Origin of the sequence: Pseudomonas sp. IT-P12 (genome assembly GCF_949767465.1) — a bacterium.
GTDB lineage: Bacteria > Pseudomonadota > Gammaproteobacteria > Pseudomonadales > Pseudomonadaceae > Aquipseudomonas.
This window is the reverse complement of sequence record NZ_CATKPY010000027.1, coordinates 65,214-91,209: the sequence shown is the minus strand read 5'-3', so window position 1 is coordinate 91,209 and position 25,996 is coordinate 65,214. Positions and strand designations below refer to the sequence as shown.

The 25,996-nt window shown below is 62.4% G+C and carries 25 protein-coding genes and 1 pseudogene; 15 read left to right on the top strand and 11 right to left on the bottom strand.

Annotation, left to right across the window (positions count from 1 at the left end; genetic code table 11):
* The first annotated feature begins 5 nt into the window (after positions 1–5).
* Positions 6–548: a DUF2058 domain-containing protein gene (locus ACM6IM_RS27270; RefSeq protein WP_371048445.1), complete on the top strand. Its 543-nt coding sequence runs from the start codon at positions 6–8 to the stop codon at positions 546–548.
* Positions 549–612: 64 nt separating this feature from the next.
* Here ACM6IM_RS27270 and ACM6IM_RS27265 read toward each other — a convergent pair whose 3' ends face one another.
* The 6 genes from ACM6IM_RS27265 to ACM6IM_RS27240 form a co-directional block, all read right to left on the bottom strand.
* Positions 613–801 (bottom strand): hypothetical protein, encoded by a 189-nt coding sequence (locus ACM6IM_RS27265; protein ID WP_192305919.1) that lies wholly within the window; start codon positions 799–801, stop codon positions 613–615.
* Between the two features lie 290 nt (positions 802–1,091).
* Complete coding sequence (fabB, locus tag ACM6IM_RS27260; RefSeq protein ID WP_192305921.1) at positions 1,092–2,312, bottom strand: beta-ketoacyl-ACP synthase I; 1,221 nt, start codon at positions 2,310–2,312, stop codon at positions 1,092–1,094.
* Between the two features lie 11 nt (positions 2,313–2,323).
* Positions 2,324–2,839, bottom strand: a complete 516-nt coding sequence (fabA, locus tag ACM6IM_RS27255) for a 3-hydroxyacyl-[acyl-carrier-protein] dehydratase FabA (RefSeq protein ID WP_003227150.1) — start codon at positions 2,837–2,839, stop codon at positions 2,324–2,326.
* Between the two features lie 247 nt (positions 2,840–3,086).
* Positions 3,087–4,988 carry an ATP-binding protein gene (locus tag ACM6IM_RS27250; RefSeq protein ID WP_201193219.1) on the bottom strand — a complete coding sequence of 634 codons (1,902 nt, stop codon included), beginning with the start codon at positions 4,986–4,988 and terminating at the stop codon, positions 3,087–3,089.
* The gene (locus ACM6IM_RS27245; protein ID WP_414866811.1) at positions 4,985–5,917 is read right to left on the bottom strand and encodes an ABC transporter substrate-binding protein; all 933 of its coding nucleotides are present in this window, start codon (positions 5,915–5,917) and stop codon (positions 4,985–4,987) included. Before ACM6IM_RS27245 ends, ACM6IM_RS27250 begins: the two co-directional genes overlap by 4 nt.
* Positions 5,918–8,041: a TonB-dependent receptor plug domain-containing protein gene (locus ACM6IM_RS27240; protein WP_414866810.1), complete on the bottom strand. Its 2,124-nt coding sequence runs from the start codon at positions 8,039–8,041 to the stop codon at positions 5,918–5,920. It abuts the gene before it with no gap.
* Between the two features lie 196 nt (positions 8,042–8,237).
* Between ACM6IM_RS27240 and ACM6IM_RS27235 the strand changes: the two genes are divergently transcribed.
* From ACM6IM_RS27235 to ACM6IM_RS27195, 9 genes are all read left to right on the top strand, one after another.
* Positions 8,238–9,263 (top strand): NAD(P)H-dependent glycerol-3-phosphate dehydrogenase, encoded by a 1,026-nt coding sequence (locus tag ACM6IM_RS27235; RefSeq protein ID WP_414866809.1) that lies wholly within the window; start codon positions 8,238–8,240, stop codon positions 9,261–9,263.
* Between the two features lie 31 nt (positions 9,264–9,294).
* Positions 9,295–9,642, top strand: coding sequence for a DUF4389 domain-containing protein (locus ACM6IM_RS27230; RefSeq protein ID WP_414866808.1), 348 nt, complete (start codon positions 9,295–9,297; stop codon positions 9,640–9,642).
* Positions 9,639–10,091: a phosphohistidine phosphatase SixA gene (sixA, locus tag ACM6IM_RS27225; protein ID WP_414866807.1), complete on the top strand. Its 453-nt coding sequence runs from the start codon at positions 9,639–9,641 to the stop codon at positions 10,089–10,091. The genes ACM6IM_RS27230 and sixA overlap by 4 nt, the downstream gene beginning before the upstream one ends.
* Before the next feature lie 219 nt (positions 10,092–10,310).
* Positions 10,311–11,978, top strand: a complete 1,668-nt coding sequence (locus ACM6IM_RS27220; protein ID WP_414866806.1) for an AMP-binding protein — start codon at positions 10,311–10,313, stop codon at positions 11,976–11,978.
* A 32-nt stretch (positions 11,979–12,010) separates the two neighbouring features.
* Positions 12,011–12,454: a hotdog fold thioesterase gene (locus ACM6IM_RS27215; RefSeq protein ID WP_192305937.1), complete on the top strand. Its 444-nt coding sequence runs from the start codon at positions 12,011–12,013 to the stop codon at positions 12,452–12,454.
* 120 nt (positions 12,455–12,574) lie between these two features.
* On the top strand, positions 12,575–13,381 hold the full coding sequence (locus ACM6IM_RS27210) for an alpha/beta fold hydrolase (protein WP_414866805.1): 807 nt from the start codon (positions 12,575–12,577) through the stop codon (positions 13,379–13,381).
* Positions 13,378–14,232 (top strand): alpha/beta hydrolase, encoded by an 855-nt coding sequence (locus ACM6IM_RS27205; protein WP_414866804.1) that lies wholly within the window; start codon positions 13,378–13,380, stop codon positions 14,230–14,232. The genes ACM6IM_RS27210 and ACM6IM_RS27205 overlap by 4 nt, the downstream gene beginning before the upstream one ends.
* Before the next feature lie 106 nt (positions 14,233–14,338).
* Positions 14,339–15,145, top strand: coding sequence for a DUF4892 domain-containing protein (locus ACM6IM_RS27200; protein ID WP_414866917.1), 807 nt, complete (start codon positions 14,339–14,341; stop codon positions 15,143–15,145).
* A 69-nt stretch (positions 15,146–15,214) separates the two neighbouring features.
* Positions 15,215–16,270, top strand: a complete 1,056-nt coding sequence (locus tag ACM6IM_RS27195) for an AI-2E family transporter (protein ID WP_192305943.1) — start codon at positions 15,215–15,217, stop codon at positions 16,268–16,270.
* A 67-nt stretch (positions 16,271–16,337) separates the two neighbouring features.
* Here ACM6IM_RS27195 and xopAW read toward each other — a convergent pair whose 3' ends face one another.
* The 3 genes from xopAW to ACM6IM_RS27180 all read right to left on the bottom strand — a co-directional run bounded on the left by xopAW (position 16,338) and on the right by ACM6IM_RS27180 (position 19,131).
* The gene (xopAW, locus tag ACM6IM_RS27190) at positions 16,338–17,186 is read right to left on the bottom strand and encodes a XopAW family type III secretion system calcium-binding effector (protein ID WP_414866803.1); all 849 of its coding nucleotides are present in this window, start codon (positions 17,184–17,186) and stop codon (positions 16,338–16,340) included.
* A 137-nt stretch (positions 17,187–17,323) separates the two neighbouring features.
* Positions 17,324–18,373, bottom strand: coding sequence for a sensor histidine kinase (locus tag ACM6IM_RS27185; RefSeq protein ID WP_201193205.1), 1,050 nt, complete (start codon positions 18,371–18,373; stop codon positions 17,324–17,326).
* Positions 18,373–19,131: a response regulator gene (locus tag ACM6IM_RS27180; protein ID WP_192305950.1), complete on the bottom strand. Its 759-nt coding sequence runs from the start codon at positions 19,129–19,131 to the stop codon at positions 18,373–18,375. The genes ACM6IM_RS27185 and ACM6IM_RS27180 overlap by 1 nt, the downstream gene beginning before the upstream one ends.
* Positions 19,132–19,425: 294 nt before the next feature.
* Between ACM6IM_RS27180 and pyrF the strand changes: the two genes are divergently transcribed.
* A complete protein-coding gene (pyrF, locus tag ACM6IM_RS27175) occupies positions 19,426–20,124 on the top strand; it encodes an orotidine-5'-phosphate decarboxylase (RefSeq protein WP_192305952.1) in 699 nt (232 codons plus the stop codon).
* 71 nt (positions 20,125–20,195) lie between these two features.
* On the opposite strand, the gene ACM6IM_RS27170 is transcribed toward pyrF, so the two are convergent.
* Together ACM6IM_RS27170 and ACM6IM_RS27165 are read right to left on the bottom strand one after the other, a co-directional pair.
* Positions 20,196–21,200 (bottom strand): NADP-dependent oxidoreductase, encoded by a 1,005-nt coding sequence (locus ACM6IM_RS27170; RefSeq protein WP_192305954.1) that lies wholly within the window; start codon positions 21,198–21,200, stop codon positions 20,196–20,198.
* Positions 21,197–21,334, bottom strand: a complete 138-nt coding sequence (locus ACM6IM_RS27165) for a hypothetical protein (protein WP_414866802.1) — start codon at positions 21,332–21,334, stop codon at positions 21,197–21,199. Before ACM6IM_RS27165 ends, ACM6IM_RS27170 begins: the two co-directional genes overlap by 4 nt.
* A gap of 101 nt (positions 21,335–21,435) precedes the next feature.
* Between ACM6IM_RS27165 and ACM6IM_RS27160 the strand changes: the two genes are divergently transcribed.
* The 4 genes and pseudogenes from ACM6IM_RS27160 to ACM6IM_RS27145 all read left to right on the top strand — a co-directional run bounded on the left by ACM6IM_RS27160 (position 21,436) and on the right by ACM6IM_RS27145 (position 25,882).
* Positions 21,436–22,197: an SDR family oxidoreductase gene (locus ACM6IM_RS27160; protein WP_077749218.1), complete on the top strand. Its 762-nt coding sequence runs from the start codon at positions 21,436–21,438 to the stop codon at positions 22,195–22,197.
* Between the two features lie 235 nt (positions 22,198–22,432).
* A complete protein-coding gene (locus tag ACM6IM_RS27155; protein ID WP_414866801.1) occupies positions 22,433–23,809 on the top strand; it encodes a PLP-dependent aminotransferase family protein in 1,377 nt (458 codons plus the stop codon).
* Between the two features lie 108 nt (positions 23,810–23,917).
* Positions 23,918–24,973 (top strand): annotated as a pseudogene (locus ACM6IM_RS27150) (HAMP domain-containing protein); the annotation flags it as partial.
* Positions 24,974–25,000: 27 nt separating this feature from the next.
* The gene (locus tag ACM6IM_RS27145; protein WP_414866916.1) at positions 25,001–25,882 is read left to right on the top strand and encodes a methyl-accepting chemotaxis protein; all 882 of its coding nucleotides are present in this window, start codon (positions 25,001–25,003) and stop codon (positions 25,880–25,882) included.
* The last annotated feature ends 114 nt before the right edge of the window (positions 25,883–25,996 follow it).

Sequence of the window (25,996 nt, the reverse complement as noted above, 5' to 3'; positions counted from 1 at the left end):
GCACCATGAGCATTTCCCTTCGCGACCAGTTGCTCAAAGCAGGGCTGGTCAATCAAAAGCAGGCCAAACAGGTCGGCAAAGAGAAGCAGAAACAGCAACGTCTGGCCCACAAGGGACAGATCGAACTCGACGATTCCCAGCAGCGCGCTGCCCAGGAAGCCAAGGCCGAGAAGGTCAAGCGCGACCAGGAGCTGAACCGTCAGCAGCAGGAAAAGGCCGAGGCCAAGGCCCGTGCCGCGCAGGTCAAGCAATTGATCGAAGTCTCGCGCCTGCCGAAGCTGACCACCGAGGACTACTACAACTTCGTCGACGACAAGAAGGTCAAGCGCCTGTGCGTCAACACGCTGATGCGCAACAAGCTCAGCAACGGTTCGCTGGCCATCGTGCACCATGCCGGCGGCTACGAAGTGATCCCCCGTGAAGCGGCCCTGAAGATCCAGGAGCGCGATCCACAGCGCATCGTGCAGCTGAACGTGCAGACCGAAGAAGCGGCGGCCGAGGACGATCCGTACGCGGCCTACAAGATCCCTGACGACTTGATGTGGTAATCGGTCGCGTCCAACGACAAACCCCGCTCATGGCGGGGTTTGTCGTTTCAATGCTGTCGTTGGCTCAGGCTGATCGTAATTCCCGTTGCCGTTCCTGGAGTTCCAGCTCGGCCTTGTAGTTGTGGGCATCGATCTCGTTATGGAACATCCCGACCAGCAAGTCCTGTTGATGCACATCCCAGATCCGTACGCCGGCGGCTACGCCTTCATGGGACATGTGTGAATCGTCGCGTTCAGTCACTTTTACAGTCATCTGCTAGCTCCAATCTCTGTTATCTGCAGCAAGGCGTGTGCAGGTCTCTGTTATAGAGTTTGATAGCGAGCTAAGTAAATCGACGAATTTGGTAATGACTTGTTGCGAAATTCGCAACAGTGCTGCAGCCCGCCAATTACGCGACATTCGGTCGCAGGGCGGTTGGTTGCATGACAAAAGCTTCATGTTTGTGAAGCGCAACGGGGAGGGGAGGGCCCGAGTTTTTCCCCGGGCAAAAAAACGCCCCGAACCAGTCGGGGCGTTTTCAGGTACGGCTCAGCAGCGGGAAATTACTTGCCTTCCCAGCGCTTGAGGACCAGCGTCGCGTTGGTGCCACCGAAACCGAAGCTGTTGCTCATCACGGTGTCGATCTTGGCGTTTTCGCGGGTCTTGGTCAGAACGGGCAGGTCAGCCACTTCCGGGTCCAGCTCGTCGATGTTGGCGGAGCCGGCAATGAAGTTGCCTTCCATCATCAGCATGCAGTAGATCGCTTCGTGAACGCCGGCGGCGCCCAGGGAGTGACCCGACAGGCTCTTGGTGGAGCTGATGGCCGGTGCCTTGTCGCCGAACACTTCACGCACACCTTTCATTTCCGCGACGTCGCCGACCGGGGTCGACGTGCCGTGGGTGTTCAGGTAGTCGATCGGGGTGTCGACGGTGGACAGCGCCTGCTGCATGCAGCGGATTGCGCCTTCGCCACTTGGGGCAACCATGTCGTAGCCGTCGGATGTTGCGCCGTAGCCAACGATTTCCGCGTAGATCTTCGCGCCACGGGCCAGGGCGTGTTCCAGTTCCTCGACCACGACCATGCCGCCGCCACCGGCGATGACGAAACCGTCACGGTCGGCGTCGTAGGCGCGGGAGGCTTGTTCCGGCGTGTCGTTGCGCTTGCTGGACAGGGCGCCCATGGCGTCGAACAGGAACGACTGGCTCCAGTGTTCTTCTTCACCGCCGCCGGCGAACACGATGTCTTGCTTGCCCATCTGGATCTGTTCCATGGCGGTACCGATGCAGTGAGCACTGGTGGCACAGGCGGAAGCGATGGAGTAGTTCAGGCCCTTGATCTTGAACGGCGTGGCCAGGCAGGCGGAAACGGTGCTGCTCATGGTCCGCGTGACGCGGTATGGGCCGACGCGCTTCACGCCTTTCTCGCGCAGGATGTCCAGCGCTTCCATCTGGTTGAGCGTGGACGCGCCGCCGGAGCCGGCGATCAGGCCGGTACGCGGGTTGGACACTTGCTCTTCGGTCAGGCCGGAGTCGGCGATGGCGTCTTTCATGGCCAGGTAGGCGTAAGCCGCCGCGTGGCCGACGAAACGATAGATCTTGCGATCGATCAGTTCTTCAAGGTTGAGGTCGATGGAGCCGGAAACCTGGCTACGCAGACCCATTTCGGCATATTCCGGGTTGAACCGGATGCCCGGGCGACTTGCACGCAGGTTAGCGGAGACGGTCTCTTTGTCATTGCCCAGGCACGAAACGATGCCCAGACCAGTGATAACGACGCGGCGCATGCGGATAACCCTTAGAAGTTGTCAGTGGAGGTGAAAACGCCGACCCGGAGGCCTTCGGCGGTGTAGATTTCGCGACCGTCGACAGTCACCGAACCGTCGGCGATGGCCAGGTTCAGCTTGCCCTTCAGGACGCGCTTGATATGAATGTTATAGGTGACTTTCTTGGCGGTCGGCAGGACCTGACCGAAGAACTTCACTTCGCCCGAGCCCAGGGCGCGGCCGCGGCCTGGCAGACCTTGCCAGCCGAGGAAGAAACCGACCAGTTGCCACATGGCGTCGAGGCCCAGGCAACCTGGCATCACCGGATCACCTTCGAAGTGACAGGCGAAGAACCACAGGTCCGGATTGATATCCAGCTCGGCGACCAATTCACCTTTGCCGTACTTGCCACCCTCTTCGCTGATCAGGGTGATGCGATCAACCATCAGCATGTTCGGGGCGGGCAGTTGCGCGTTACCTGGGCCGAACAGCTCACCGCGACTGCAGCGCAGCAGGTCTTCCCGGGTAAAGGCGTTTTGTTTGGTCATGCGAGCTCCTCAATAATCCCATGCGGCAGGTGGGGCAAATCTTCCCGGCCGATCGAAGCGTTCATGCCTCGAGCCGGCAGCCTACTCATAGACTATTGCGTTGTGGTGAAAGTCACAGCACCAAGGACATGAAAGTACACTTGTGCACTGAAATTATTATACAAGCCCCTTTTCGGGCCTGTTCGGGTGCCTAAGACTGCCGCAATTTCGCTTTCCACGCCAGTCGCATATGCTCGAAAGGCCTGTATTACTGCACCCATCGTTGGAGAATCTGCTGCAAATCCGCACGTTTGAACGGCTTGGCCAGGTAATCGTTCATTCCTGCCGACAGGCAGGTTTCCCGGTCGCCCTGCAAGGCGTTTGCGGTCAACGCGATGATCGGCAGATCGGCGCAACCGGGCAGTTGGCGAATCTGGCGGGTGGCTTCGTAGCCATCGATGATCGGCAGCCGGCAGTCCATCAGGATGGCTTCGAAAATCAGGCTCTCGGCACTGCGCACGGCCTGGGCACCGTCGGTGGCGACGCTCACGGTAAAGCCCAGGCTGCGCAACATGGCTTCGATGACGGTCTGGTTGACCGGATTGTCCTCGACCAGCAGCACATTGCGACCTGCGCCATCGCCGCTGCCGGTTTGCGCCCGGGGCGTCAGCACCGGCAATGACTGTTTATACAGCGCCAGCGGGATTTCCAGGGTGAACGCCGAGCCGAGACCTTCTTCACTCTGGGCACGCAACGTGCCGCCCATGCGTTCGGCCAGGGTGCGGGCAATCGGCAACCCGAGCCCGGTGCCGCCGTAACGCCTGGAAATCGAGCTGTCCGCTTGCTGGAAGGCATTGAACATCGACTCCAGGCTGTCGGCCGGGATGCCAATGCCGCTGTCGCGCACGGTGCAGGTGAACCACAGCAGTTCGTGGTCCAGCGATTGCCACTGCGGTTCGATGCTCACCCGGCCCTGTTCGGTGAACTTCAGCGCATTGCCCACCAGGTTCACCAGGATCTGCCGGATGCGCGTCGGGTCGCCCTGAACCTGCAACGCCTGCATGTCCTCGGGGATCCGCAACGCCAGGTCGAGTCCGCGCTGGGCCGCGCTGTGCTGGAACGACTGGGCGCAACTGCTGATCAGGTCGGCCAGGTTGAACGCAATGTGCTCCAGCTCCAGTTCAGAGCGTTCGATGCGCGAGAAATCGAGAATGTCGTTGATGACTTTGAGCAGGTGTTCGGTGGACTCCGAGGCCAGCGCCGCATACTCGACTTGCTCCTCGGTCATCTCGGTGGTTTCCAGCAACTGCAACATCCCGAGTACGCCATTCATTGGCGTGCGCAGTTCGTGGCTCATCATCGCGAGGAAATCGGATTTGGCGTTGTTGGCCTTTTCCGCTTCTTCGCGGGTCTGGATCAACTGCGCCATGGCCTGATGCTGTTCACGGCTGGCCTGTTCGAGGCCGCTGGCCAGGTTGTTGATGTGCTGCGACAGCGCGCCCAGTTCGGTGTCATCGACAATCGGCAGCGGGGTCGTGTAGTCGCCGCTCTGGATCGCCTTCACCGCGTTGCCGATGTCGCGGATCGGCTGCGACAGGCTGCCGGCCAGGCGCCGGGCGATCAGGTAGGTGAACAGCAGGGCAAACAGCGCCAGGATGCCGGCCTTGAACAGGATCTCCTGCTGGCGTTTGCTGAAAGCGTCGCTGGACAGGCCGACGATCACCCGGCCCAGGTAGTCCTCGCCGGGCGCCGCGCTGGCGACCTTGCTGCCCTGGAAAAAATCATTGTGCAACGCGATCCGCTGCAGCCGTACCGGTGCCTGGAACACTTCGACCTGTTGCGAGCGGGTGTGGGTTTCCGAGGGATGCTCGACGTACACCAGAATCCGGTTGGCGCTGTCCTGAACCTCCAGAAAGCGTACGTTCGGTGTGGCCAGGGTGGCCTTGAGCAAGCTGTCGAGCACTTCGTTGTTGCCGGAAATCACCCCGTATTCCGCCGCAGGGGCCAGTTGATTGGCGATCAGTTGACCGGTGTGGTTCAGCTCCTGGCGCAAGTCCTGGATGCGCACGAAGGTGAAGAAGCTGATCAGCAGCAAGGTCAGCAACAGGGCCGGGCCGAGGCTGATGATCTGCGTACGGGTGTTGATGTCCCAACGACGACGGAAAGTCATGGGCGGCTTTCTCCTGCAGCCAACTGTGTTGCGACCAGCGCTTCATCGATCTGTTCAATACCTAATGAACGAGCCACTTGCGGGTTACTCAAGACTTTGAAGTGATTGGCGTAATGCGTGCGTGGCCAGGTGGCCGTTGGCCGGTCGAGCAATTCGTCGAGAATGGCCAGCCAGTCGCTCTGGTCGCTGTAGCTGCTGGCCAGGCTGCCGGCCTTGACGAAGCCGGCGTTCGGCCCGATCAGTGCGGTTTGTCGCGCGTAGCTGCTGAGCAGCAGGTTTTTCGCGGTCCTGGGGTTGTACAGGTCGGGGTCGTCGAGGCCCAGCAGCACGTCGCTGTTTTTCAGCAGGGCCTGCAACGGGCGGCTGTCATGGGTGTTGTCCCAGCGCTGAGTGACGATATCCAGGTTCAGCGCTTGGGCGGCCTGACGCAGTTCGTTCAGGAGAAATTCGCTGTGATGGTCGTACAGCACGCCGACCCGCCGGGCCTGAGGCAGCAGGCGGCGGATCAGGTGCAACTGCCGCTGCGGCGGTGGGTCGCTCCAAAGCAGACTCAAGCGTGGCGGCTGCGTTGTTCCCAGTCGTTGACGGGCCTGCAGGCGGCTGATGCGCAGCACCAGCGTCGCCGGGCCCAGGTCCTCCTGCAGACGCCAGTCGAGGCTCGGCAGGTCCAGCAGGATCAAGCGGGTTCTGCCGGGCAACTGACTCGGCGTCGGCAGACTGGCCACCGATTGAAAACGGATGGTGTCATCGGGACGCAGTTCGCCCAGGGCGGTCGCGAAGTCCTGTATGCCGGGGCTGTCGTCGGCGCCGATGAGCAGGATGTCCTCGGCGCAGGCCGACAGGCTCACCAGCCAACTGGCCAATAGCAGGCAGACCCCGGCCAGCAGGCGGCCAAGGTTTGGCATCTTGCGCGACGCACGCGGGCCCATCTAGAACATCAGCTCCGCGCTGAAGTACATCACTCGGCGCTGGTCATAACGGTTATCGATGAACGTGGTGGGTTGATGGTCGAGCCGCTGCTGCAGCACGCCCGCCAGTTCCAGGCTGGCCTTGCCCAGGCCGATGCGCCTGGCGATGCGCGTATCGACCCGCTCGAAGCGATAACCGTTGAGCGCATCGTCACCATAATAGAAGAGTGCACTGTTCCAGCCCTGGCCCCAGTTGCGCAGCCAGCCGGCGGAGCCACTGTTGCGGGCGGTCTGCCTGGCATCCAGCGGATTGCTCGCCTGGGCATCGACATAGGCGTAGCTCAGGCGCAGCCGGTCGGCGCTGCCCAGGCGCCAGTCGAGCTGGGTTTCTGCCCCGGTAAAACGCGAGTTGTTGGCATTGCTGGCGATGTACTGGTTGTTGCGCAGGGGTTCGCTGACCATGCCGGTGATTTCGTCGTGGAACGCTTTCACATCCACGGTCAGCCCCCATTCGGCGAAAAAGCCGTTATAGCCCACTTCCCTTGAACGCATACGTTCCTTGTCGAGGTCGCCGGGGCCGCGGGTCCTGACGAAATAACGGGCGCTGCTCTGGCCGTAGGCAGCGGGTTGCAGGTTGGTGACGCGGTAGCTCCAGTTGACGTTGTTCTCGAACATGTCCGGCGAGCGGATGGCTTGCGAATACACCGCGCGCAAACCGTGACGCGGATTGATCAGGTAGTTGACCGCCATACGCGGGGTCAACGAACTGCCGGTCAATTGCGTGTCCTCGAACATCGCACCGCCCTGCAGCAGCCAGTGCTCGGTCGCCCGCCATTCGAGCTGGCCGAAGACACGCCAGGTTGTGTCATCGAACTTGCCATTGAAGTAGGTCTCGGAATCGGCTCGGTCGTAACGATAGTTCATGCCGCTGACCAGCCGCAGGCTGTCGGACAGGCTGAGGGTGTCCTGCAGTTCGAGGTCGTAACGCGTCTCGCGGATGCTCTGGTCGATGTCGCCGCACAGCGTCTGGCTGGCGCCGGCTCGCCACTGATCCAGCACTTTATTGGCCAGGGCCTGTTCCGCCGCCGTGCCGGCCGGCGCACCGGGACCCAGGTAGCGCACGATATTACGCGCCAGGCGCTCGGTGTAGTTCGGGTCGATTTGCCAGAGCGAGGTCAGCTCGGGGCTGAACGAGACCTCGGCATCGCAGGCGCGCCATGTCTGCTGGCGATCCCAATGCTGGGCCGAACCCTGGATGTAAAGGCTGTGCTCAGGGCTGATGTCCAGGTTCCAGCGCAGGGAGCCGGCGTAGTCGTTGGCGACCACATCGGAGTCGTTCCCGGCGGCGGTAATCCCCGAGAACACCGGGCGATAGGTATAAGGTCGCTGATTGCTCCCTTCCTTGGCATTGAGCTGCCAATCGAGGCTTTGCCGTTCGTCGAGCATCTGGCTGACCGCGAGATTGAAGCGATTGAGACGACGGCTGTCGCGGTAATCGGCGCCGCGTCGATCGGAATCGAAGCCGTCGTCCTGCTGGCCGGACAACGACAGGCGCAAATCCCCGGTGTCCCAATCCACACCCTGGCTGGCATAGAAGTCGTCGATGCCACGCTGGCCGCGGCTGACCTTGAGTCGCGTGCCGTGGCTGTCGGCCGGGTTGCGGGTGATGACGTTGACCACCGCCATCAGTGCATTGGCGCCATAGCTGACGGTATTCGGGCCGCGGAAGACTTCGATGCGCTCGATGTCTTCCATGGCCACCGGAATATCGCTCCAGTCCACCGTGGCCAGGCCGGCGCGGTACACCGAGCGGCCGTCGATCAGCACCTGCAGGCGCCGGGCATCGCTGGCGTTGGTGCCATGGTAATTCACCGTGGGCTGGTTGCCGGTGACGCTGCCGACCATCATGCCCGGCACCAGGCGCAACAATTCGCTGATGTCACGGGCGCCACTGCTGGTGATCAGTTCACTGTCGATCACTGTCATGCTGCCGGGCACCGCGGCCGGTGACTGCTTCAGGCGCGTCGCGGTCAGTACCTGAGGCAGCGGTTCGCTGTCGAGGAACAGGTCGTCGGCCAGCAATGGCGGGCTGAAGATCAACGCCATAACCAGCGGCGAACGAGACGAAGCAGGGCCAAACGACACGACACATCCTTGATAGCGAATCACTGGCGCGCATGTTAACCGAGCCGATCGGCTTTTTCAGTCACGATGACGGCATTTTCCTCGCAATAAGTGATCTTCTTCTGACAAGAGCCGGTAATTGATGCGGGGGCTGTCCGTCACTGGGCCGCTCCGTATAATGCCGGCATCGCCACTGGTATGGATTAACGGATTGCATATGACTGAACAGCGCCCGATTGCGGTTCTGGGAGGCGGAAGTTTTGGTACCGCCGTGGCTAACCTGTTGGCCGAAAACGGGCATCAGGTCCGCTTGTGGATGCGTGACGCCGAACAGGCCGAGGCCATTCGGGTCAATCGCGAGAACCCGCGCTACCTCAAAGGCATCAAGGTGCTGGCGGCCGTAGACCCGACCACGGACCTGCTGGCAACGCTCGACGCGTGCGAGCTGTGTTTCGTTGCGTTGCCGTCCAGTGCGTTGCGCTCGGTGCTCGCGCCCCATGCGCAACGCCTGAGCGGCAAGATGCTGGTGAGCCTGACCAAAGGCATCGAAGCCCACACATTCAAGCTGATGAGCGAGATCCTCGAAGAGATCGCGCCGCAGGCGCGCATCGGCGTCTTGTCCGGGCCGAACCTGGCCCGTGAAGTTGCCGAGCATGCGTTGACCGCCACGGTAGTCGCCAGTGAAGACGAAGAACTCTGCCAGCAGGTCCAGGCCGCCTTGCACGGTCGCACCTTTCGCGTGTACGCCAGCGCCGACCGGTTCGGCGTGGAGTTGGGCGGGGCGCTGAAAAACGTCTATGCGATCATTGCCGGCATGGCGGTGGCGCTGGGCATGGGCGAAAACACCAAGAGCATGCTGATCACCCGTGCTCTGGCGGAAATGACCCGTTTCGCGGTGAATCAGGGGGCCAACCCGATGACGTTCCTCGGGCTGGCGGGCGTGGGTGACCTGATCGTGACCTGCTCTTCACCCAAGAGCCGTAACTATCAGGTCGGGTTTGCCCTCGGACAGGGCTTGAGCCTGGAGGAAGCGGTGACGCGCCTGGGCGAAGTTGCCGAGGGGGTGAACACCCTGAAAGTGCTCAAGGCCAAGGCCCAGGAAGTCGGTGTGTACATGCCGCTGGTCGCCGGACTGCACGCAATCCTGTTCGAAGGGCGCACGCTCAACCAGGTGATTGAACTGCTGATGCGTGGCGAACCGAAGACCGACGTCGATTTCATTTCCACCAGTGGTTTCAACTGATCACGTTTCAGACAAAGGCAGGGCATTGCACATGAACGATCCGAAAGTAGAAGCCAAGTACGAATCCATCCTGCTGCGGGTGTTGTGGATGATCGTCTTCCTGCTGGTCTGGCAGGTGGCGCAGTTCATCCTCGGCGCCGTGGTGCTGGTGCAACTGGTCTATCGTTTGTTCTATGGCGCCCCGAACGCCAGCCTGATGAATGTCGGCGACAGCCTGAGCCAGTTCCTGGCCCAGATCGGGCGTTTCGGCACATTTCACAGCGACCAGAAGCCCTGGCCGTTCGCCGACTGGCCGGCGCCGCGTACGCCGGAGGGTGAAGCACCGCACACCGTGGCGCCTGCACCGCATCCGGTCCGAGATGAGGAACCCAAGCTATGAAACTCTGGGTATTGCGTCACGGTGAAGCCGAACCCTTCGGCAGTCGTCCAGACTCGGAACGGGCGTTGACAGCCCACGGTCGAGAGGAAGTGTTGCGTTCGGCTGCCGAGTTGATGGGCACACCGATCACGGCCATCTACGCCAGCCCCTACCTGCGCGCGCAACAGACCGCCGAGATTGTGAGGACGGCTCTGGGCTTCGCTCCGGACATTCGCACCGTCGAATGGCTGACCCCCGACAACCGCCCGCAAGCGGTGGCCGAGCAGTTGGTGTCGGTCGACAACGCGCTGCTGGTCAGCCACAACCCGCTGGTGGGTAACTTGCTGGGCTACCTGCAAAACGGTCATGTGCAGGACCCCGAAACGGTCAAGACCGCGGGCCTGGCCGAGCTGGAGGGCGACTTGCCGCTGGCCGGGGCGATGAAGCTCAACGGTATCAAGCACCCGTAGTCCCATTGCAATCGGGCCAATGGTGTGGGAGCGGGCTTGCTCGCGAAGGCGGTGTTTCAGTCGGCGGTGATGACATCTGATACACCGCCTTCGCGAGCAAGCCCGCTCCCACATTAATCGGATAGGTCGGGATATGTATCTTTATGTGAAATAGCCAACCAAGCAACCGCTTGGTTGGCTACGCTTGCTCCAGACCAAAAAAACAAAGGAGCGATTCGCATGTCTGCTGCTTTCCGTTTGCCGCTGGACGTCTTCTACGAGCGTGAAGCCCGCCATCCCCGTCAGCGCTACCTGGTTCAGCCGGTGGGCGGCGGTCAGGTGCAGACCCTGACCTGGGAAGACGTCGGCCATCAGGCCCGTTGCGCCGCGCACTGGCTGCGGGCGCGCGAATTGCCGCAGGGCAGCCACATCGCCCTGATATCGAAAAACTGCGCGCACTGGATCATCGCCGACCTGGCAATCTGGATGGCCGGACACGTGTCGGTGCCGTTGTACCCCAACCTCACCGCCGACTCCGTGGCACAAGTGCTGCAACATTCCGAAGCGGCACTGGCGTTCATCGGCAAGCTCGATGACTGGCCCGGCATGTCCCGTGGGGTCAGCCCCGACCTGCCTACCATCAGCCTGCCGCTGCATCCGCCGGGCACCTTCGATTTCAGCTGGGCCGACCTGCAGGCCAGCTCACCGATCCAGGACAACCCGACGCCCGCCGCCGATCGACTGGCAACCATCATTTACACCTCTGGCACCACGGGTTTGCCCAAGGGCGTGATGCACACCTTTGGCAACCTGGGTTTCGCCACCAGTCGCGGTACGGAGTTGTTCGGCCTCAACGAGGCCGATCGGCTGCTGTCGTACCTGCCGCTGTGCCACGTTGCCGAACGCATGTTCGTCGAACTGGCCTCGATCTATACCGGGCAAACGGTATTTTTTGCCGAGAGCCTCGACACCTTCCTCACCGATATGCAGCGTGCGCGGCCCACGGCGTTGTTCGGCGTGCCGCGCATCTGGACCAAGTTCCAGATGGGGGTGTACGGCAAGATCCCGGCCAAGCGCCTGGATTTCCTGCTCGGGTTGCCCTTCATTGGCAAGCGGGTCGGGCACAAGGTGCTCGCCGGGCTGGGGCTGGATGCGTTGCGGGTGGCCCTGTCGGGCGCGGCCCCGGTGCCGCAGACCTTGCTGATGTGGTATCGCAAGCTCGGGCTGGACGTGCTGGAGGTGTACGGCATGACCGAAAGCTGCGGTTATTCCCATATCGGTCGGCCCGGCGAGTACAAGAGCGGCTGGATCGGCAAGCCTTGCCCGGAAGTGGAAGTGCGGATCGCCGAATCGGGCGAGGTCCTGGTGCGCAGCGGCGCGACCATGCTCGGCTATTTCAAGGAGCCGGAGAAAACCGCCGACACCCTCACCGAGGACGGTTTCCTGCGCACCGGGGACAAGGGCGAGCAGGACGCCGAGGGCAACCTGCGTCTGACCGGGCGGCTGAAGGAAATCTTCAAGACCAGCAAAGGCAAATACGTGGCTCCGGCTCCGATTGAAAACCGTTTGGCCGTGCATTCGCGGATCGAGCAGGTGTGTGTGGTCGGTGACGGTTTGATCGCCCCCATGGGGTTGTGCGTGCTGTCGGCAGTCGGGCAACAGGACGCCGGCGGCACCGCGCGTGCCGGTCTGCATTCGAGCCTGGAAAAGCTGCTGGAGGAGGTCAATGCGGCCCTCGACAAACATGAGCGCCTGCGCCGGCTGGTGGTGGTCAAAGACAGCTGGGCCGTGGAAAACGGTTTCCTGACGCCGACTCTGAAGATCAAGCGCAACGTGATCGAAGCGGCTTACGGGGCGCGGTTCGAAGAATGGAGTGAGCACAGCGACGCGGTGCTGTGGCAGGATTGAGTCACGAACAAAACCCATAAAGGATGTCAGCAATGAGTTTGTGGCGTACCACTCCGAACATCGAGCAGTTGAACGCGATTCAGAAAAACACCATTGGCGAAGTGCTGGATATCCGCTTCGAAGCCTTCGACGAAGAGTCCCTGACCGCCAGCATGGTGATCGACCACCGCACGCATCAGCCTTACGGACTGCTGCACGGCGGCGCCTCGGTGGTGCTGGCCGAGTCCGTCGGCTCCATGGCCAGTTACCTGTGCATCGACGCGAGCAAGTTCTACTGCGTAGGCCTGGAAATCAACGCCAACCATTTGCGCGGACTGCGCAGTGGGCGGGTCACCGCAGTAGCCAGGGCCATCCACATCGGACGCACCACCCATGTCTGGGATATCCGCCTGACCAGTGACGAGGGCAAAGCCAGTTGCGTGTCGCGCCTGACCATGGCGGTGGTGCCACTGGGCGAGACACCGCCCGTGCGCTGATGGCGCCAGCCGGGGTATTCGTCTGACCGGACTGTCATCATTCCTGGCCGTTACGGTCATTGCTGGCGGACGCGGTCTTGCGGACAATCAACGCCTGTCCTCGCTTATGGATTTGCCGGTATGTCGCAGCAGATATTTTTCGCCCACGCCAATGGTTTTCCCTCGGGAACCTACGGCAAGTTGTTCGCGGCGTTGGCGCCCGAGTACCAGGTCGCCCATTTGCAGCAGCATGCCCATGACCCGCGTTTCCCGGCGGATGACAACTGGCACAACCTGGTGGATGAACTCATCCACCACCTCCAGCAGCAGGCGCAGCCGGTGTGGGGCGTCGGCCATTCGCTGGGGGGCGTGCTGCATTTGCATGCCGCGTTGCGTTGTCCCGAACTGTACCGAGGCGTGGTGATGCTCGATTCGCCGGTGCTGACCCGCGCCGATCGGTGGGTGATCCGGGCCGCCAAGCGGTTCGGCTTCATCGACCGGCTGACGCCGGCTGGGCGCACGTTGGGGCGGCGCGAAGAATTTGCCGACCTCGAAAGTGCCCGTCGTTACTTCGCCGGCAAAACCCTGTTTCGCGGTTTCGATCCGGAATGCTTCGACGCTTACCTGCAGCACGGTCTGCACAGGGTGGGTGACAAGCTGCGCCTGCGTTTCGATCCCGCCACGGAAATCAGCATCTACCGGGGTGTGCCCCATACGAGCCCCGGCCAGGCACGCCACCTGAAAGTGCCGCTGGCCGTCGTCCGTGGTCGCGACAGCCGCGTGGTGATGCGTCATCACGCCAGCTCTGTCCGGCGCCTGCCGCTGGGTGAGTCCCTGAGCATGCCGGGTGGGCACATGTTCCCCCTCGAGCGCCCGCAGGACACCGCCACGCTGCTGAAGAACCTGTTCAGCCGCTGGGACGGTCGTCAGCAGCAGGACTGCGCATGAGTCCGGTCGTCGAGGAGGTTCGCCTGAGCCTGCCGCACATCGAGCTGGCGGCGCACCTGTTCGGCCCCGAAGACGGGTTGCCGGTCATCGCCTTGCATGGCTGGCTGGACAACGCCAACAGCTTTGCCCGCCTGGCGCCGAAACTCAAAGGGCTGCGCATCATCGCACTGGACATGGCCGGCCATGGCCACTCCGGACATCGGCCGACGGGGGCCGGCTACGCCATGTGGGACTATGCCCATGACGTGCTGCAAGTTGCCGAACAGCTTGGGCTCAGGCGCTTTGCCCTGATGGGGCACTCCATGGGCGCGATCGCGGCGCTGATCATCGCCGGCTCCTTGCCGGAGCGCGTAAGCCATCTGGCCCTGATCGACGGCGTCATTCCTCCGACCGACAAAGGCGAAAACGCCGCCGAGCGCATGGGCATGGCCCTGCAGGCACAGCTGGATCTGCGGGAGAAACGCAAGCCGGTCTATACCACCCTCGACCGCGCCGTCGAGGCCCGCATGAAGGGCCTGGTGGCGGTCAGTCGCGAAGCCGCCGAGCTGCTCGCCCAGCGTGGCCTGGTGCCGGTGCCGGGCGGCTACACCTGGCGCACCGATAGCCGTCTGACGCTGCCCTCGCCGCTGCGCCTGACCACCGAACAGGCCATGGCTTTCGTCCAGCGGGTCAGTTGTCCTGCGCGCCTGGTGGTCGCGGCCGACGGCATGCTGGCCAAGCATCCGGAGTTGCTGGAGCGTCTACCCTTCAGTCGTGAGCAGTTGCCAGGCGGCCATCATTTGCACCTGAACGATGAGCTCGGCGCCGATCTTGTCGCAGACTGTTTCAATCGGTTCTTCGCCATGCCTTGACTTGCGCCGGTCAACTGTCGAGGCTGGGCGGGTTGAAAGGGAGACAACCCATGATAGATCTCTACACCGTAGGTGCCCGGGCGATGCTGATCCGATGAACCTGTCCATACGTTCACTCAGTTTGCTGGCGCTGTGCTGTTTCAGTCCTCTGTCATTCGCTGCGGATGTGCCAGGCAGTCAGGACCTGCCGATCGTGCCGCGCATGGTCGATTCGCAGATCGTCGATTATCGCCCTGCGGTCGAACTCGAGCGGATCTACCCGATGGGGTCGATTCGCAGGATCAGCGGCCAACTGCGCTTCGACGGGCAGGTCAGTGCCCGTGGGCACGCCACGTCGGTCACTTACGAACTGCCACCGGAGCAAACCTCCAACGCCGCGTTTACCGCAGCCCGCGAAGCCTTGCAAAAACAGGACGCCCAGTTGCTGTTCTGGTGCCAGGCCCGTGATTGCGGAGCGAGCAGCCTGTGGGCCAATGAAGTCTTCGGCAACGCCAAGCTCTATGGCGCTGACGATCAGCAGGCCTACCTGCTGTTGCGACTGGCGGCGCCCAACGACAACACCCTGGTGGCGCTTTACGGCATCACCCGTGGCAATCGCAAGGCCTACCTGCACGTCGAGCAATTCGACGCGAGCGCGCCGTTGGGGGAATTGCTGCCGACCTCCGCGACCTTGCTGCGCGAGTTGAAAAGCACCGGCGAACTCGACTTTCCGAAACTGACCGATACACCCGACGAAACCTGGCTGCGACTGCTTTCCCGTGGCCTGAACCTGGACACCACCCTGCGGGTGAGCCTGTCCGGGCCGAACGCCGAAGCCTGGCGCCAGGCGTTGATGGGGCAGGGCGTGCGCGCGGCGCGCATGGAGACAGGTAGCGTCGAAGGCTCTGGTCTGCACATCGAGCTGTTACGATAAGCGGTGCCAGGCGAACGCGCGGGCTGCGTTCGCCTACTCTAATTGCAGACTGCTTTTTTCGAGAATCGGATGATCAATAACGATCGGCTGTTGGTGCAGATCCTGCTCCTGGTGCTGTTTGGCGCGAGCCTCTGGGTGATGGCGCCGTTCTGGTCGGCATTGTTCTGGGGCGCGGTACTGGCGTTTGCCAGTTGGCCACTGATGCTGTTGCTGACTCGTTGGCTCAACGGCCGCGAGTCCCTGGCGGCGGCTTTGCTGACCCTCGGCTGGATGCTGCTGGTGGCGGTGCCACTGGTGTGGCTGGGTTTCAACCTGGCCGATCATGTGCGCGATGCCACGGCCTTCATCAAGGATGTGCAGATGGACGGCCTGCCCGAGGCGCCGAGCTGGCTGGGCGGCATTCCCCTGGTGGGCGAGCGGCTGGTGGTGATCTGGAACAGCATCGATCAGCAGGGGGCGGCCCTGATGGTGTCGCTCAAGCCGTATCTGGGGCAGGTCGGCAACTGGCTGCTGGCACGCAGCGCGCAGATTGGCGGCGGCATTCTCGAATTGACGCTGAGCATCGTGTTCGTGTTCTTCTTCTACCGCGACGGGCCACGCCTGGCGGCATTCGTCCACGGGCTGCTGCAGCGGTTGATCGGTGATCGCGCCGGTTATTACATCGAGCTGGTGGCGGGTACCGTACAACGGGTGGTGAACGGCGTGATCGGCACGGCGGCGGCCCAGGCGGTACTGGCGCTGATCGGCTTTCTGATCGCCGGTGTGCCCGGGGCGCTGGTCCTGGGTATCGTGACCTTCCTGCTCAGCCTGATTCCGATGGGGCCACCCCTGGTGTGGATTCCGGCAACGGCCTGGCTGGCCTGGAAAGGCGACTACGGAATGGCGATATTCCTCGGGATCTGGGGCACGTTCATCATCAGCGGGGTCGACAACGTGCTCAAACCCTACCTGATCAGTCGGGGCGGCAACCTGCCATTGGTGATTGTGTTGCTGGGGGTGTTTGGCGGTTTGATTGCGTTCGGCTTTATCGGTTTGTTCATCGGCCCGACCTTGCTGGCCGTGGCCTACAGCCTGTTGACCGACTGGAGCAAGAGTCAGGCCCGGGTTGAAGATCGCCGCCCCTGAGGTTTTCCACCGATGGGGCGTCTTCGCGAGCCGGTGCGACGTCCGCCCTGCTCGCGAAGTGTTCGCCTCAGGTCGCCACATTGAGGTATTTGCCCACGGTCGCCACGTTGTCCAGCGAATACTGTTTGCTCAGGTTGGCGATCATTTTCTCCAATGCCTGGGCCACACTCGCCTGATCGGTGGAGCTGTCGCTGGTCTGCTCGCGCCCGGCCTGCAGCGCAGCCTTCAATTCGTCGCTACTGACGCCGCCACTGCTGTCGCTGTCCAGAACCTTGAGCAACGCGGCGCTGGTGTCGGTACTGGTCGATGACGTGCTCTCGCTGGCCTGCAACGCGCTGCTCAGTTCGCTGGCACTGATGCTGCCATCGCTGTCGGTGTCGAGCTGGCTGAACAGTGCTTCGTCGGAGGCCTGCTGAGGTGGCGGCGGTGGCGGGGCGAGGCTGGCCGCCAGCTCGTCCTGGCTGACGACGCCATCCTCGTTCTTGTCCAGGGCGGAAAAGATCTCGCTGCTGTCGGCGCTGCTGCCGGCACTGGTGAGGCCGGTGCTCAGTTCGTCGCTGCTGATGGCGCCATCACCGTCAGTGTCCAGGGCGCTGATCAGCGCGTCGGCCAACTCGGTCTCCGGTGCCTGATCACGGGGCGGCGGTGGCGGTGGCGCCATCGCGGCCATTTCTTCACTGCTCAGGCTGCCGCTCTCGTCGCTGTCCAGGTCAGCAAAATTTTTGCTCAGGCTGACCAGCAGACCGTCATCGGACTTCTGCGACAGGGCGCTGTCGAGCTCGTCCTGATCTACCGAACCGTCGCTGTTGGTGTCGAGTTTGCTCAGCAGTTCTTTCTGGAACTGCTGGCTGCGGGTATTGCTGGTGCTGCTGACACTGCTGGTATAGCTCGTGTAGTGGCTGACGCTACCGATCATTGGGCTCACTCCCTGGAATGGAAAACCGGCGGGTGCACCGGCTTATGCAGCCTCGGGGAGCTGTTTGTCGTGGGTATGTGGGGTTTGTACCGTTTGTCACACAAGCGCACTCGCGCGCCTGACGGACTGAGTTCGTTTCAGGCGCGGGGCAGGCGGATGACGGCGGTTAGGCCGCCGCCGGGGGTTTCTTGCAGCGTCAATTGCCCGCCTAGGCGTTCGGCCGCTTCCCGGGCAATGGTCATGCCCAGGCCGACACCGCCGGAGTTGCGGTTGCGCGAGCCTTCCAGGCGAAAAAACGGTTCGAACACGGCTTCGCGCTTGTCCGCGGCGATCCCTGGCCCATGGTCGACGACCCGGATCACCAGCTGTTCACGGCTGTCTTGCAGCTCGATCCGCGCCTGCCCGGCATAGCGCAGGGCGTTATCCATCAGGTTGTTTAGGCATGAGCGCAATGCCATCGGCTGGACCTGCAGCGGCGCGCAATGCCCACTGGCCTGGACATCGGCGCCCTGGTCCTGGGCGTTTTCACTGAGGGATTCGACCAGTGCCTGCACGTCCATCCATTGCACAGCCTCGCTGGTGCGTTGCTCGTGCAGGTAAGTCAGGGTGGCATCGAGCATGCCGATCATGTCGTCCAGGTCCTGGCGCATCTGGCCCTGCAGCTTCTCGTCATCGATCTGTTCCAGGCGCAACTTGAGCCGCGACAACGGGGTGCGCAGGTCATGGGAGACCGCCCCCAGCATTCGCGAACGCTGCTGCACCTGCTCGATGATGCGTTTCTGCATCAGGTTGAAGGCGAACGCCGCTTGCCTGGCCTCCCGAGGGCCGGATTCGTCCAGCGGCGGGCTGTCGAGGTTCTCGCTCAGGCGTTCGGCGGCATCGCTCAGGCGCTGGATCGGCCGGCTCAGCAGTTTGGCGCCGTACCAGGCGGCAATGATCAGCGAGACCAGTTGGAACGTCAGCGGCACCAGTGGTCCGCCGAACCACGGACGCGGTGGCCGGTTTTCGAAGCGCGGATCGGGCGGTGGGCGTTGGCCGTCGAAGCCTTCGGCGAACCCGGGGGGCGGTGGCGGGGGCGGAGGACCGTAATGATGGAACCAGGCAAAGGCCAGCAGGTGCGCCAGGATGATCGCCACCAACAGCACGCCGAACAGGCGGCCGAACAGCGTATCGAAGCGCGCACGCATCAGCCGATATCCCGGGCGTCGAACAGATAGCCTTCACCGCGAACGGTCTTGATCAGTTGTGGCGCCTTGGGATCGTCACCGAGTTTCTGGCGCAGGCGCGAGACCAGCAAATCAATGCTGCGATCGAAGGCTTCGATCGATCGTCCCCGGGCGGCGTCCAGCAGTTGTTCCCGGCTGAGCACCCGGCGCGGGCGTTCGATGAACACCCACAGCAAACGAAACTCGGCGTTGGACAACGGCACCACCAGTCCGTCTGCGGCGATCAACTGGCGCAGCACGCTGTTCAGGCGCCAGTTGTCGAAGCGCACATTCGCCCGTTGTTCGGTTCGATCGTCACGCACCCGCCGCAGAATGGTCTGGATGCGCGCCACCAGTTCCCGCGGTTCGAATGGCTTGGCCATGTAATCGTCGGCGCCCAGTTCCAGGCCGATGATCCGGTCGGTGGGCTCGCAACGCGCGGTGAGCATCAGGATCGGGATGTCCGATTCGGCGCGCAGCCAGCGGCACAACGACAAGCCGTCTTCGCCGGGCAGCATCAGGTCGAGCACCACCACATCGAAATGTTCGGCCTGAAGAGCCTGGCGCATGGCGGCGCCATCGGTGACGCCGGTGGCCTGGATGTTGAAACGTGCCAGGTAATCGATCATCAGTTCACGGATCGGAACGTCATCGTCGACGATCAGTGCGCGAATGCTCCAGCGCTTGTCGTCGCCGGGCGCTTTTTGATCGTCGTTCAAGGGGGCTTGGGTACTGTGCATGCGTGCGTTCATCTGCCAGGTAGGCTGCCAACCACAAAGATGGGCTGCGAGGTTGTGGTTTCAGCATAGGCGTCCGGCCCGAAGGCGGGAAGTGCTGTAAAGGACGGGTTGCGGCTGTCGAGGGTAGCGGGCAAGGGTGTTGCGGGCGTGTCGTGAGTGTATCGGTCTCGACACAATTGGCCAAAGGGCCGATCCTGGCTGGGCGCCGCCGACGATTTACCGATCATCGGGTCCCGCAGTCGCGCTGGTTCCGCTACAATGCGCGCCGATTTCGTCCTGCCTGAGAGCCCGCACATGTCCGCTTGCCAGACTCCTATCATCGTCGCCCTGGATTTCCCCACCCGTGACGCCGCGCTGAAGCTGGCCGACCAGTTGGACCCCAAACTGTGCCGGGTCAAGGTCGGCAAGGAGCTGTTCACCAGCTGCGCCGCAGAAATCGTCGGCACCCTGCGCGACAAGGGTTTCGAAGTGTTCCTGGACCTCAAGTTCCACGACATTCCGAACACCACCGCGATGGCGGTCAAGGCCGCGGCGGAAATGGGCGTGTGGATGGTCAACGTGCATTGCTCCGGCGGTTTGCGCATGATGGCGGCCTGCCGTGAAGTGCTGGACAAGCGCACCGGGCCGAAACCGCTGCTGATCGGCGTGACCGTGCTGACCAGCATGGAGCGCGAAGACCTGGCAGGTATCGGCCTGGATATCGAGCCACAGGAGCAGGTACTGCGCCTGGCGGCGTTGGCGGAAAAAGCCGGGATGGACGGCCTGGTCTGCTCGGCGCTGGAAGCCCAGGCCCTCAAATCGGCGCACCCGTCGCTGCAACTGGTGACCCCGGGGATTCGTCCGGCGGGCAGCGCCCAGGACGATCAGCGCCGCATCCTGACCCCGCGTCAAGCGCTGGATGCCGGTTCCGATTACCTGGTAATCGGCCGTCCGATCAGCCAGGCCGCAGACCCGGCGAAGGCGTTGGCAGCGGTGGTCGCCGAAATCGCTTGAACACCGCTCAACCTGTGGGAGCGGGCAAGCCCGCTCCTGCGGTTGATGGGTGGTAGGTTTCAGACGTTTGGTTAAACCTTCAGCACCAACTTCCCGAAGTTCTCCCCGCTGAACAACTTCATCAGTGTCTCAGGGAATGTTTCCAGCCCTTCGACGATATCTTCCTTGCTCTTGAGCTGCCCCTTGGCCATCCAGCCCGCCATTTCCTGGCCGGCAGCGGCGAACTGGGCGGCGTAGTCCATCACCACGAAACCTTCCATCCGTGCGCGGTTCACCAACAGCGACAGGTAGTTGGCCGGCCCCTTGACCGCTTCCTTGTTGTTGTACTGGCTGATGGCGCCGCAAATCACCACGCGGGCCTTCATGTTCAGGCGACTGAGTACCGCGTCGAGGATATCGCCACCGACGTTATCGAAATACACGTCGACACCTTTCGGACACTCGCGCTTCAGGCCGGCGTGGACGTCTTCGCTCTTGTAATCGATGGCGCCGTCAAAACCCAGCTCCTCGACCAGGAACTTGCACTTGTCTGCACCGCCGGCGATGCCGATCACCCGGCAGCCTTTGATTTTGGCAATCTGTCCGGCAATGCTGCCGACCGCACCCGCAGCACCAGACAGCACCACGGTCTCGCCCGCCTTGGGCGCACCGACGTCGAGCAGGGCGAAGTAGGCGGTCATGCCGGTCATGCCCAGTGCGGACAGATAACGCGGCAGCGGTGCCAGTTTCGGATCGACCTTGTAGAAACCGCGCGGCTCGCCGAGGAAATAATCCTGCACGCCCAGGGCGCCGTTGACGTAGTCCCCGACCGCAAACCCCGGGTTGTTTGACGCCACGACCTTACCGACACCCAAAGCGCGCATGACCTCGCCAAGACCCACTGGCGGAATGTAGGACTTGCCTTCATTCATCCAGCCACGCATGGCCGGGTCGAGGGACAGGTATTCGTTTTTGACCAGGATCTGGCCCGCGGCCGGCTCGCCGACCGGTACCTCCTGATAGGTGAACGTCTCACGGGTCGCCGCGCCCACCGGACGTTTGGCGAGCAGGAACTGACGATTGGTCTGGGAAGTCATGACAGGCACTCAAGGTGAATGAAGCCTTGTTGATAGACCTTCAGGGCCATTGCCGCAAGTTGGGCTGATGCGGCGAATGCAGCCTGATCCAGTGCGGTGATAGTCGCGCTGGTGGTTTCATCACTGCCACTCATGGGCACCCAACCGGCCTTCTGATAGTGCTGCCGCGAGGATGATGCCTGTGGCTAGACTGGGGGCACGCAAGCCGCGCATTCATCTCTTCGAGGACAAAACAATGAGCATGACGTTTTCCGGCCAGGTTGCTGTCGTAACGGGCGCCGCCAACGGTATCGGGCGCGCAACTGCGCAGGCGTTCGCCGCCGAAGGCTTGAAAGTGGTGGTGGCCGACATGGACACGGCCGGTGGCGAAGGCACCGTGGCGCTGATTCGCACGGCCGGTGGCGAAGCGACCTTCGTACGTTGCAATGTCACCCTGGAAAGCGATGTGAAAAACCTGATGGACGAAGTGGTGAATACCTACGGCCGCCTCGACTACGCGTTCAACAATGCCGGCATCGAGATCGAAAAAGGCAAACTGGCCGAGGGCACCCTCGATGAGTTCGATGCGATCATGGGCGTCAACGTCAAAGGCGTCTGGCTGTGCATGAAGTATCAGTTGCCGTTGTTGCTGGCCCAGGGGGGCGGGGCGATCGTCAATACCGCCTCGGTCGCCGGCCTGGGCGCCGCACCGAAGATGAGCATTTATGCGGCGTCGAAACACGCCGTGATCGGCCTGACCAAATCGGCGGCAATCGAATACGCCAAGAAGAAAATCCGTGTGAACGCCGTGTGCCCGGCGGTCATCGACACCGACATGTTCCGCCGTGCCTATGAAGCGGACCCGAAAAAAGGCGAGTTCGCCAACGCCATGCACCCGGTGGGCCGGATCGGCAAGGTCGAAGAAATCGCCAGCGCCGTGCTGTACCTGTGCAGCGACGGTGCGGCCTTCACCACCGGGCACTCGCTGGCGGTGGACGGGGGCGTCACGGCGTTTTGAAACAGTCCCGGGTTCCACCTGCGTGAGCGACGTTGCTCGCTCCCGCAAGACCTGGCTCACCCCCCCTGTCCAGACCGATCGGAATCCCATCTTGAGCGGCTCTCCTGCTTCGTCAAACACCCGGCAATGTGTTTCAAATGGTTAGATCCGGGAGTTTTGGCGGCGTTGTCGCACAACCCATTGAGCGCGCCTGTGATTAACTGTTTCGGTCAAACGAACAGGAGTTTGCTTGCTCATGGAATTGAGAATCGATCGACAGGCTTTGGTGCCGGTCGTGCAACAAATCGTCGACGCGCTGGCGTGCTGGCTGCGCCAGAGCGACATCGAACCGGGAACACGCCTGCCGTCTGCCCGGCAAATCGCGCGGACCAATTTGCTCAGCCAATCCAGCGTTGTCGAAGCGTGCGATCGCCTGGTGGCCCAGGGAGTGCTGGCGTCGCGTCATGGCTCTGGCTTCATTGTGGCCTCCCCCTCGGCGGCCGTTGCAGACACACCCTGGTTCGAGGGGGTGGAATGGCAGCCGGTTTGCGCTTCGGGCGAATTGACCTTGGGAGGCGGTGGGCTCCCCGAAAGCTGGCGCGAGACGGATGACCTGACGTATGCGATCCGCGAAGTCAGCCGCACCGACATGGCGAGCCTGTTCAACTACAGCGCGGCGCTGGGGTTGCCCGCGTTGCGCCGACAGATCGGCAAGCGCCTGAAACTGTTGGATATCACCGCAGATGACTCGCAGATCATGACGACCGCCGGGGCCAGCCAGGGCCTCGACCTGATCGCACGGACCCTGCTCCGGCCGGGTGATTGCGTGGTGGTCGAAAACCCCGGTTATTCGCCGCTGTTCGAGTTGCTCAGGCTGCAAGGGGTGTCGATGATCGAAGTGCCGCGCACGCCTCGCGGACCTGATATCCAGGTGCTTGAGGCATTGCTGCTGGAAAAGAAGCCGCGCGCGATGTTCATCAACAGCTTCTATCACAACCCGACGGGTACCAACCTGGCGCCGATGGTGGCGCAACAACTGATGCAATTGAGCAAGCACCATGGTGTGCTGGTCATCGAAGACGACGTCTACGCCGATCTGCATGGCGGTCCCGGTACGCGGCTGGCGGCTCTGGATGGCGATGTCATTTATCTGGGGAGTTTCTCCAAGACCCTCAGCAGCTCATTGCGCGTTGGCTTCGTGGTAGCCAGTGCCGAAGTGATTTCGCGCCTGGCCGAGGTCAAGCGGGTGAGCAGCCTGGGGGCATCGGGGTTTTGCGAAGCGGTAGTGGCCTGCCTGCTCGCCAGTGGTGCCTATCGCAAACTGGTGCTGCGTCTGCGCCAGCGTTTGCGACACGACCGCGAGGCCGCGTTGCAACTACTGGAGGACGCCGAGTGGGAGGTTTTCGGCAAACCCGTCGGCGGCCTGTTCATCTGGGCACGCCCCCGCAACACCGACTACGCTGAACTGCGGCTGCATGCCCGGCGCTTCGGTGTGCGGCTGTCTTCCCCGAGGGCCTTCAGTCCAGCCGGCGAGGTCAGTGACTGGCAGCGGATCAATGTCGCGTGTGCCTGCGATCCACGCGCCCGGGCGTTCTTTCAAGCCACCGCTTCGGATCGACCTCAAGCGTTCTGAAAACGACGTTGCCGTAGCTTTTTGCCATTATTCCGACGCCAGAGACTTGTGCTGGCAAAGGCCCGTTGCGAATCTGCGTCAACAGACTATGTCAGGGGACTAAGTGCAATGATTTCGGCCGTGCAAGGACGTTTTGCCAACCTCGGTATGGCGAAAAAACTGGGTGTCGGGTTTGTGCTGGTGCTGCTGTTGACCGCGCTGGTCGCGGCCATCGGCGTATGGTCCCTGCAAACCATCAGCCAGCGCTTCGACGGGCTCAAACAGATGTCGTCGCTCAACAGCGGCCTGCTCAAGGTGCGCCTGCTGGAGCAGGAGTACGCCTTGCACGGCAACCCGAAAGTCGCCACGGCCTTGCGCGAAGGGGTCGATGGCCTGATTGCCCTGGCCAATGAGCTCAAGGCCCAGTCGCCGGCCAATGTGCCGGTCATGAGCGATGTCGAGCAGTCCCTTGGGGCTTACCGCAAAGCCTTTGACGAGTTCGTCTCGTTGAGTCAGGCCAAGGACCTGGCGCTGGAAATGGCCAGTTGGTCGGTGTCCAGCGTGGCCAATAATCTGGATGTGCTGCAATCCGGGCTTGCTGACGATGGCGCCTACACCCTGAAAGACTCCGAAGGCAAGGATGGCGCCCAGTTCATCGAACAGGCCAGCCAGGTCAGCCAGGTGTCGCGGCTGATGCTGCAGGCCATGAACGAAGCCCGCGTGCGTCTGGATCAAAGTCGCAAGGGCGACGACAGTGCCGGGCAGGGCAAGATCGAACAGGCCGATCAGGCCCTGGCCCAGGCTGAGCAACTGAAAACCACGGTCAAGGACGAGGGTTACCTGACGGTTCTCAATGAAGTGGTCGGGCACATCGGCGGTTTCAGTGAGAAACTCACGGAATACACCGACCTGCTGGCTCAGGAGAAAACCGTCTACGGGCAGTTGAACCAGCGCGCCGCTCAGGTGATGGAGCGGGTCGACCAGGCCTACGTCGCTGAAGACCAATCGATGCAGACCGAACTGAAGAAGAATTCGCTGCTGATCATCGGTTCGTCGGCGCTGGCCCTGCTGGTCGGACTGATTGCTGCGTGGGTGATCACTCGCCTGATCGTCGGGCCGCTGCGCAAAGTGATCGGCGTGGCGCAGCAGATCGCGGCGGGCGACTTGAGCGCCACGGTTGAAGTGACTCGCCGGGACGAGATCGGGCAGTTGATGCAGGCCATGCAGCAGATGGGCGAGGGGCTCAGCAGTATTGTCAGCGGTTTGCAGGCGGGCATCGAGCAACTGGCCAGTTCGGCGCAGTCGCTGTCGGCAGTCACCGAGCAGACCAATCTCGAGGTCAGCAGCCAGAAAGAGGAAACCGAACAGGTCGCCACGGCGATGAACCAGATGACCGCCACCGTGCACGACGTGGCGCGTAACGCGGAGGAGGCTGCGCTAGCCGCGCAAACCGCAGACGACAAGGTCGAAAGTGGCCAGGCGGTGGTACGCCAGAGCATGACGCGGATCGAGCAACTGGCAGATTCGGCGTCTTCGGCCAGTTCCAGCATCGAGAGCCTGAGCGCGGAAATCCAGAACATCGGCACCGTACTCAGCGTCATCAAGAGTGTGGCCGAGCAGACCAACCTGTTGGCGCTCAACGCGGCCATCGAGGCGGCGCGCGCCGGTGAGCAGGGCAGGGGCTTTGCGGTGGTCGCCGATGAAGTGCGGGCGCTGGCCCGACGGACCCAGCAATCAACCGAGGAAATCGAGCGGCTGGTCAGTGCCTTGCGGTCGGCGGCGCAGTCGTCGGTGCAGCAGATTCAGAGCAGTGGCGAGCTGGTGAAGCTGGCGGTCAGTGATGCCTTACTGACCGAAAGCGCCTTGGGCAGCATTGCCTCGGCGGTGTCGTTGATCCAGCAGATGAACCAGCAGATCGCCGCGGCCGCCGAAGAGCAGAGCTCCGTGGCCGAGGAGATCAACCGCAGCGTGACCAGTATTCGCGCCAGTGCGGATCAATCGTCGTTGGCGATGCAGGGTAACGCCGCGTCCAGTATCGAGCTGGCACAGTTGGGCAGTGAGCTAAAGGGAATGGTGGGGCATTTCAGGCTTTGAAGCTGAATCGGTAACGGTAGGCGCGAGTTCGCTCGCGAGGGTGGTCAACAACGACGTTGGCCACCTGACACCCGGTGGTGATCTCGCCCCTATCGAGAGCCTGCTGGCTCCCGC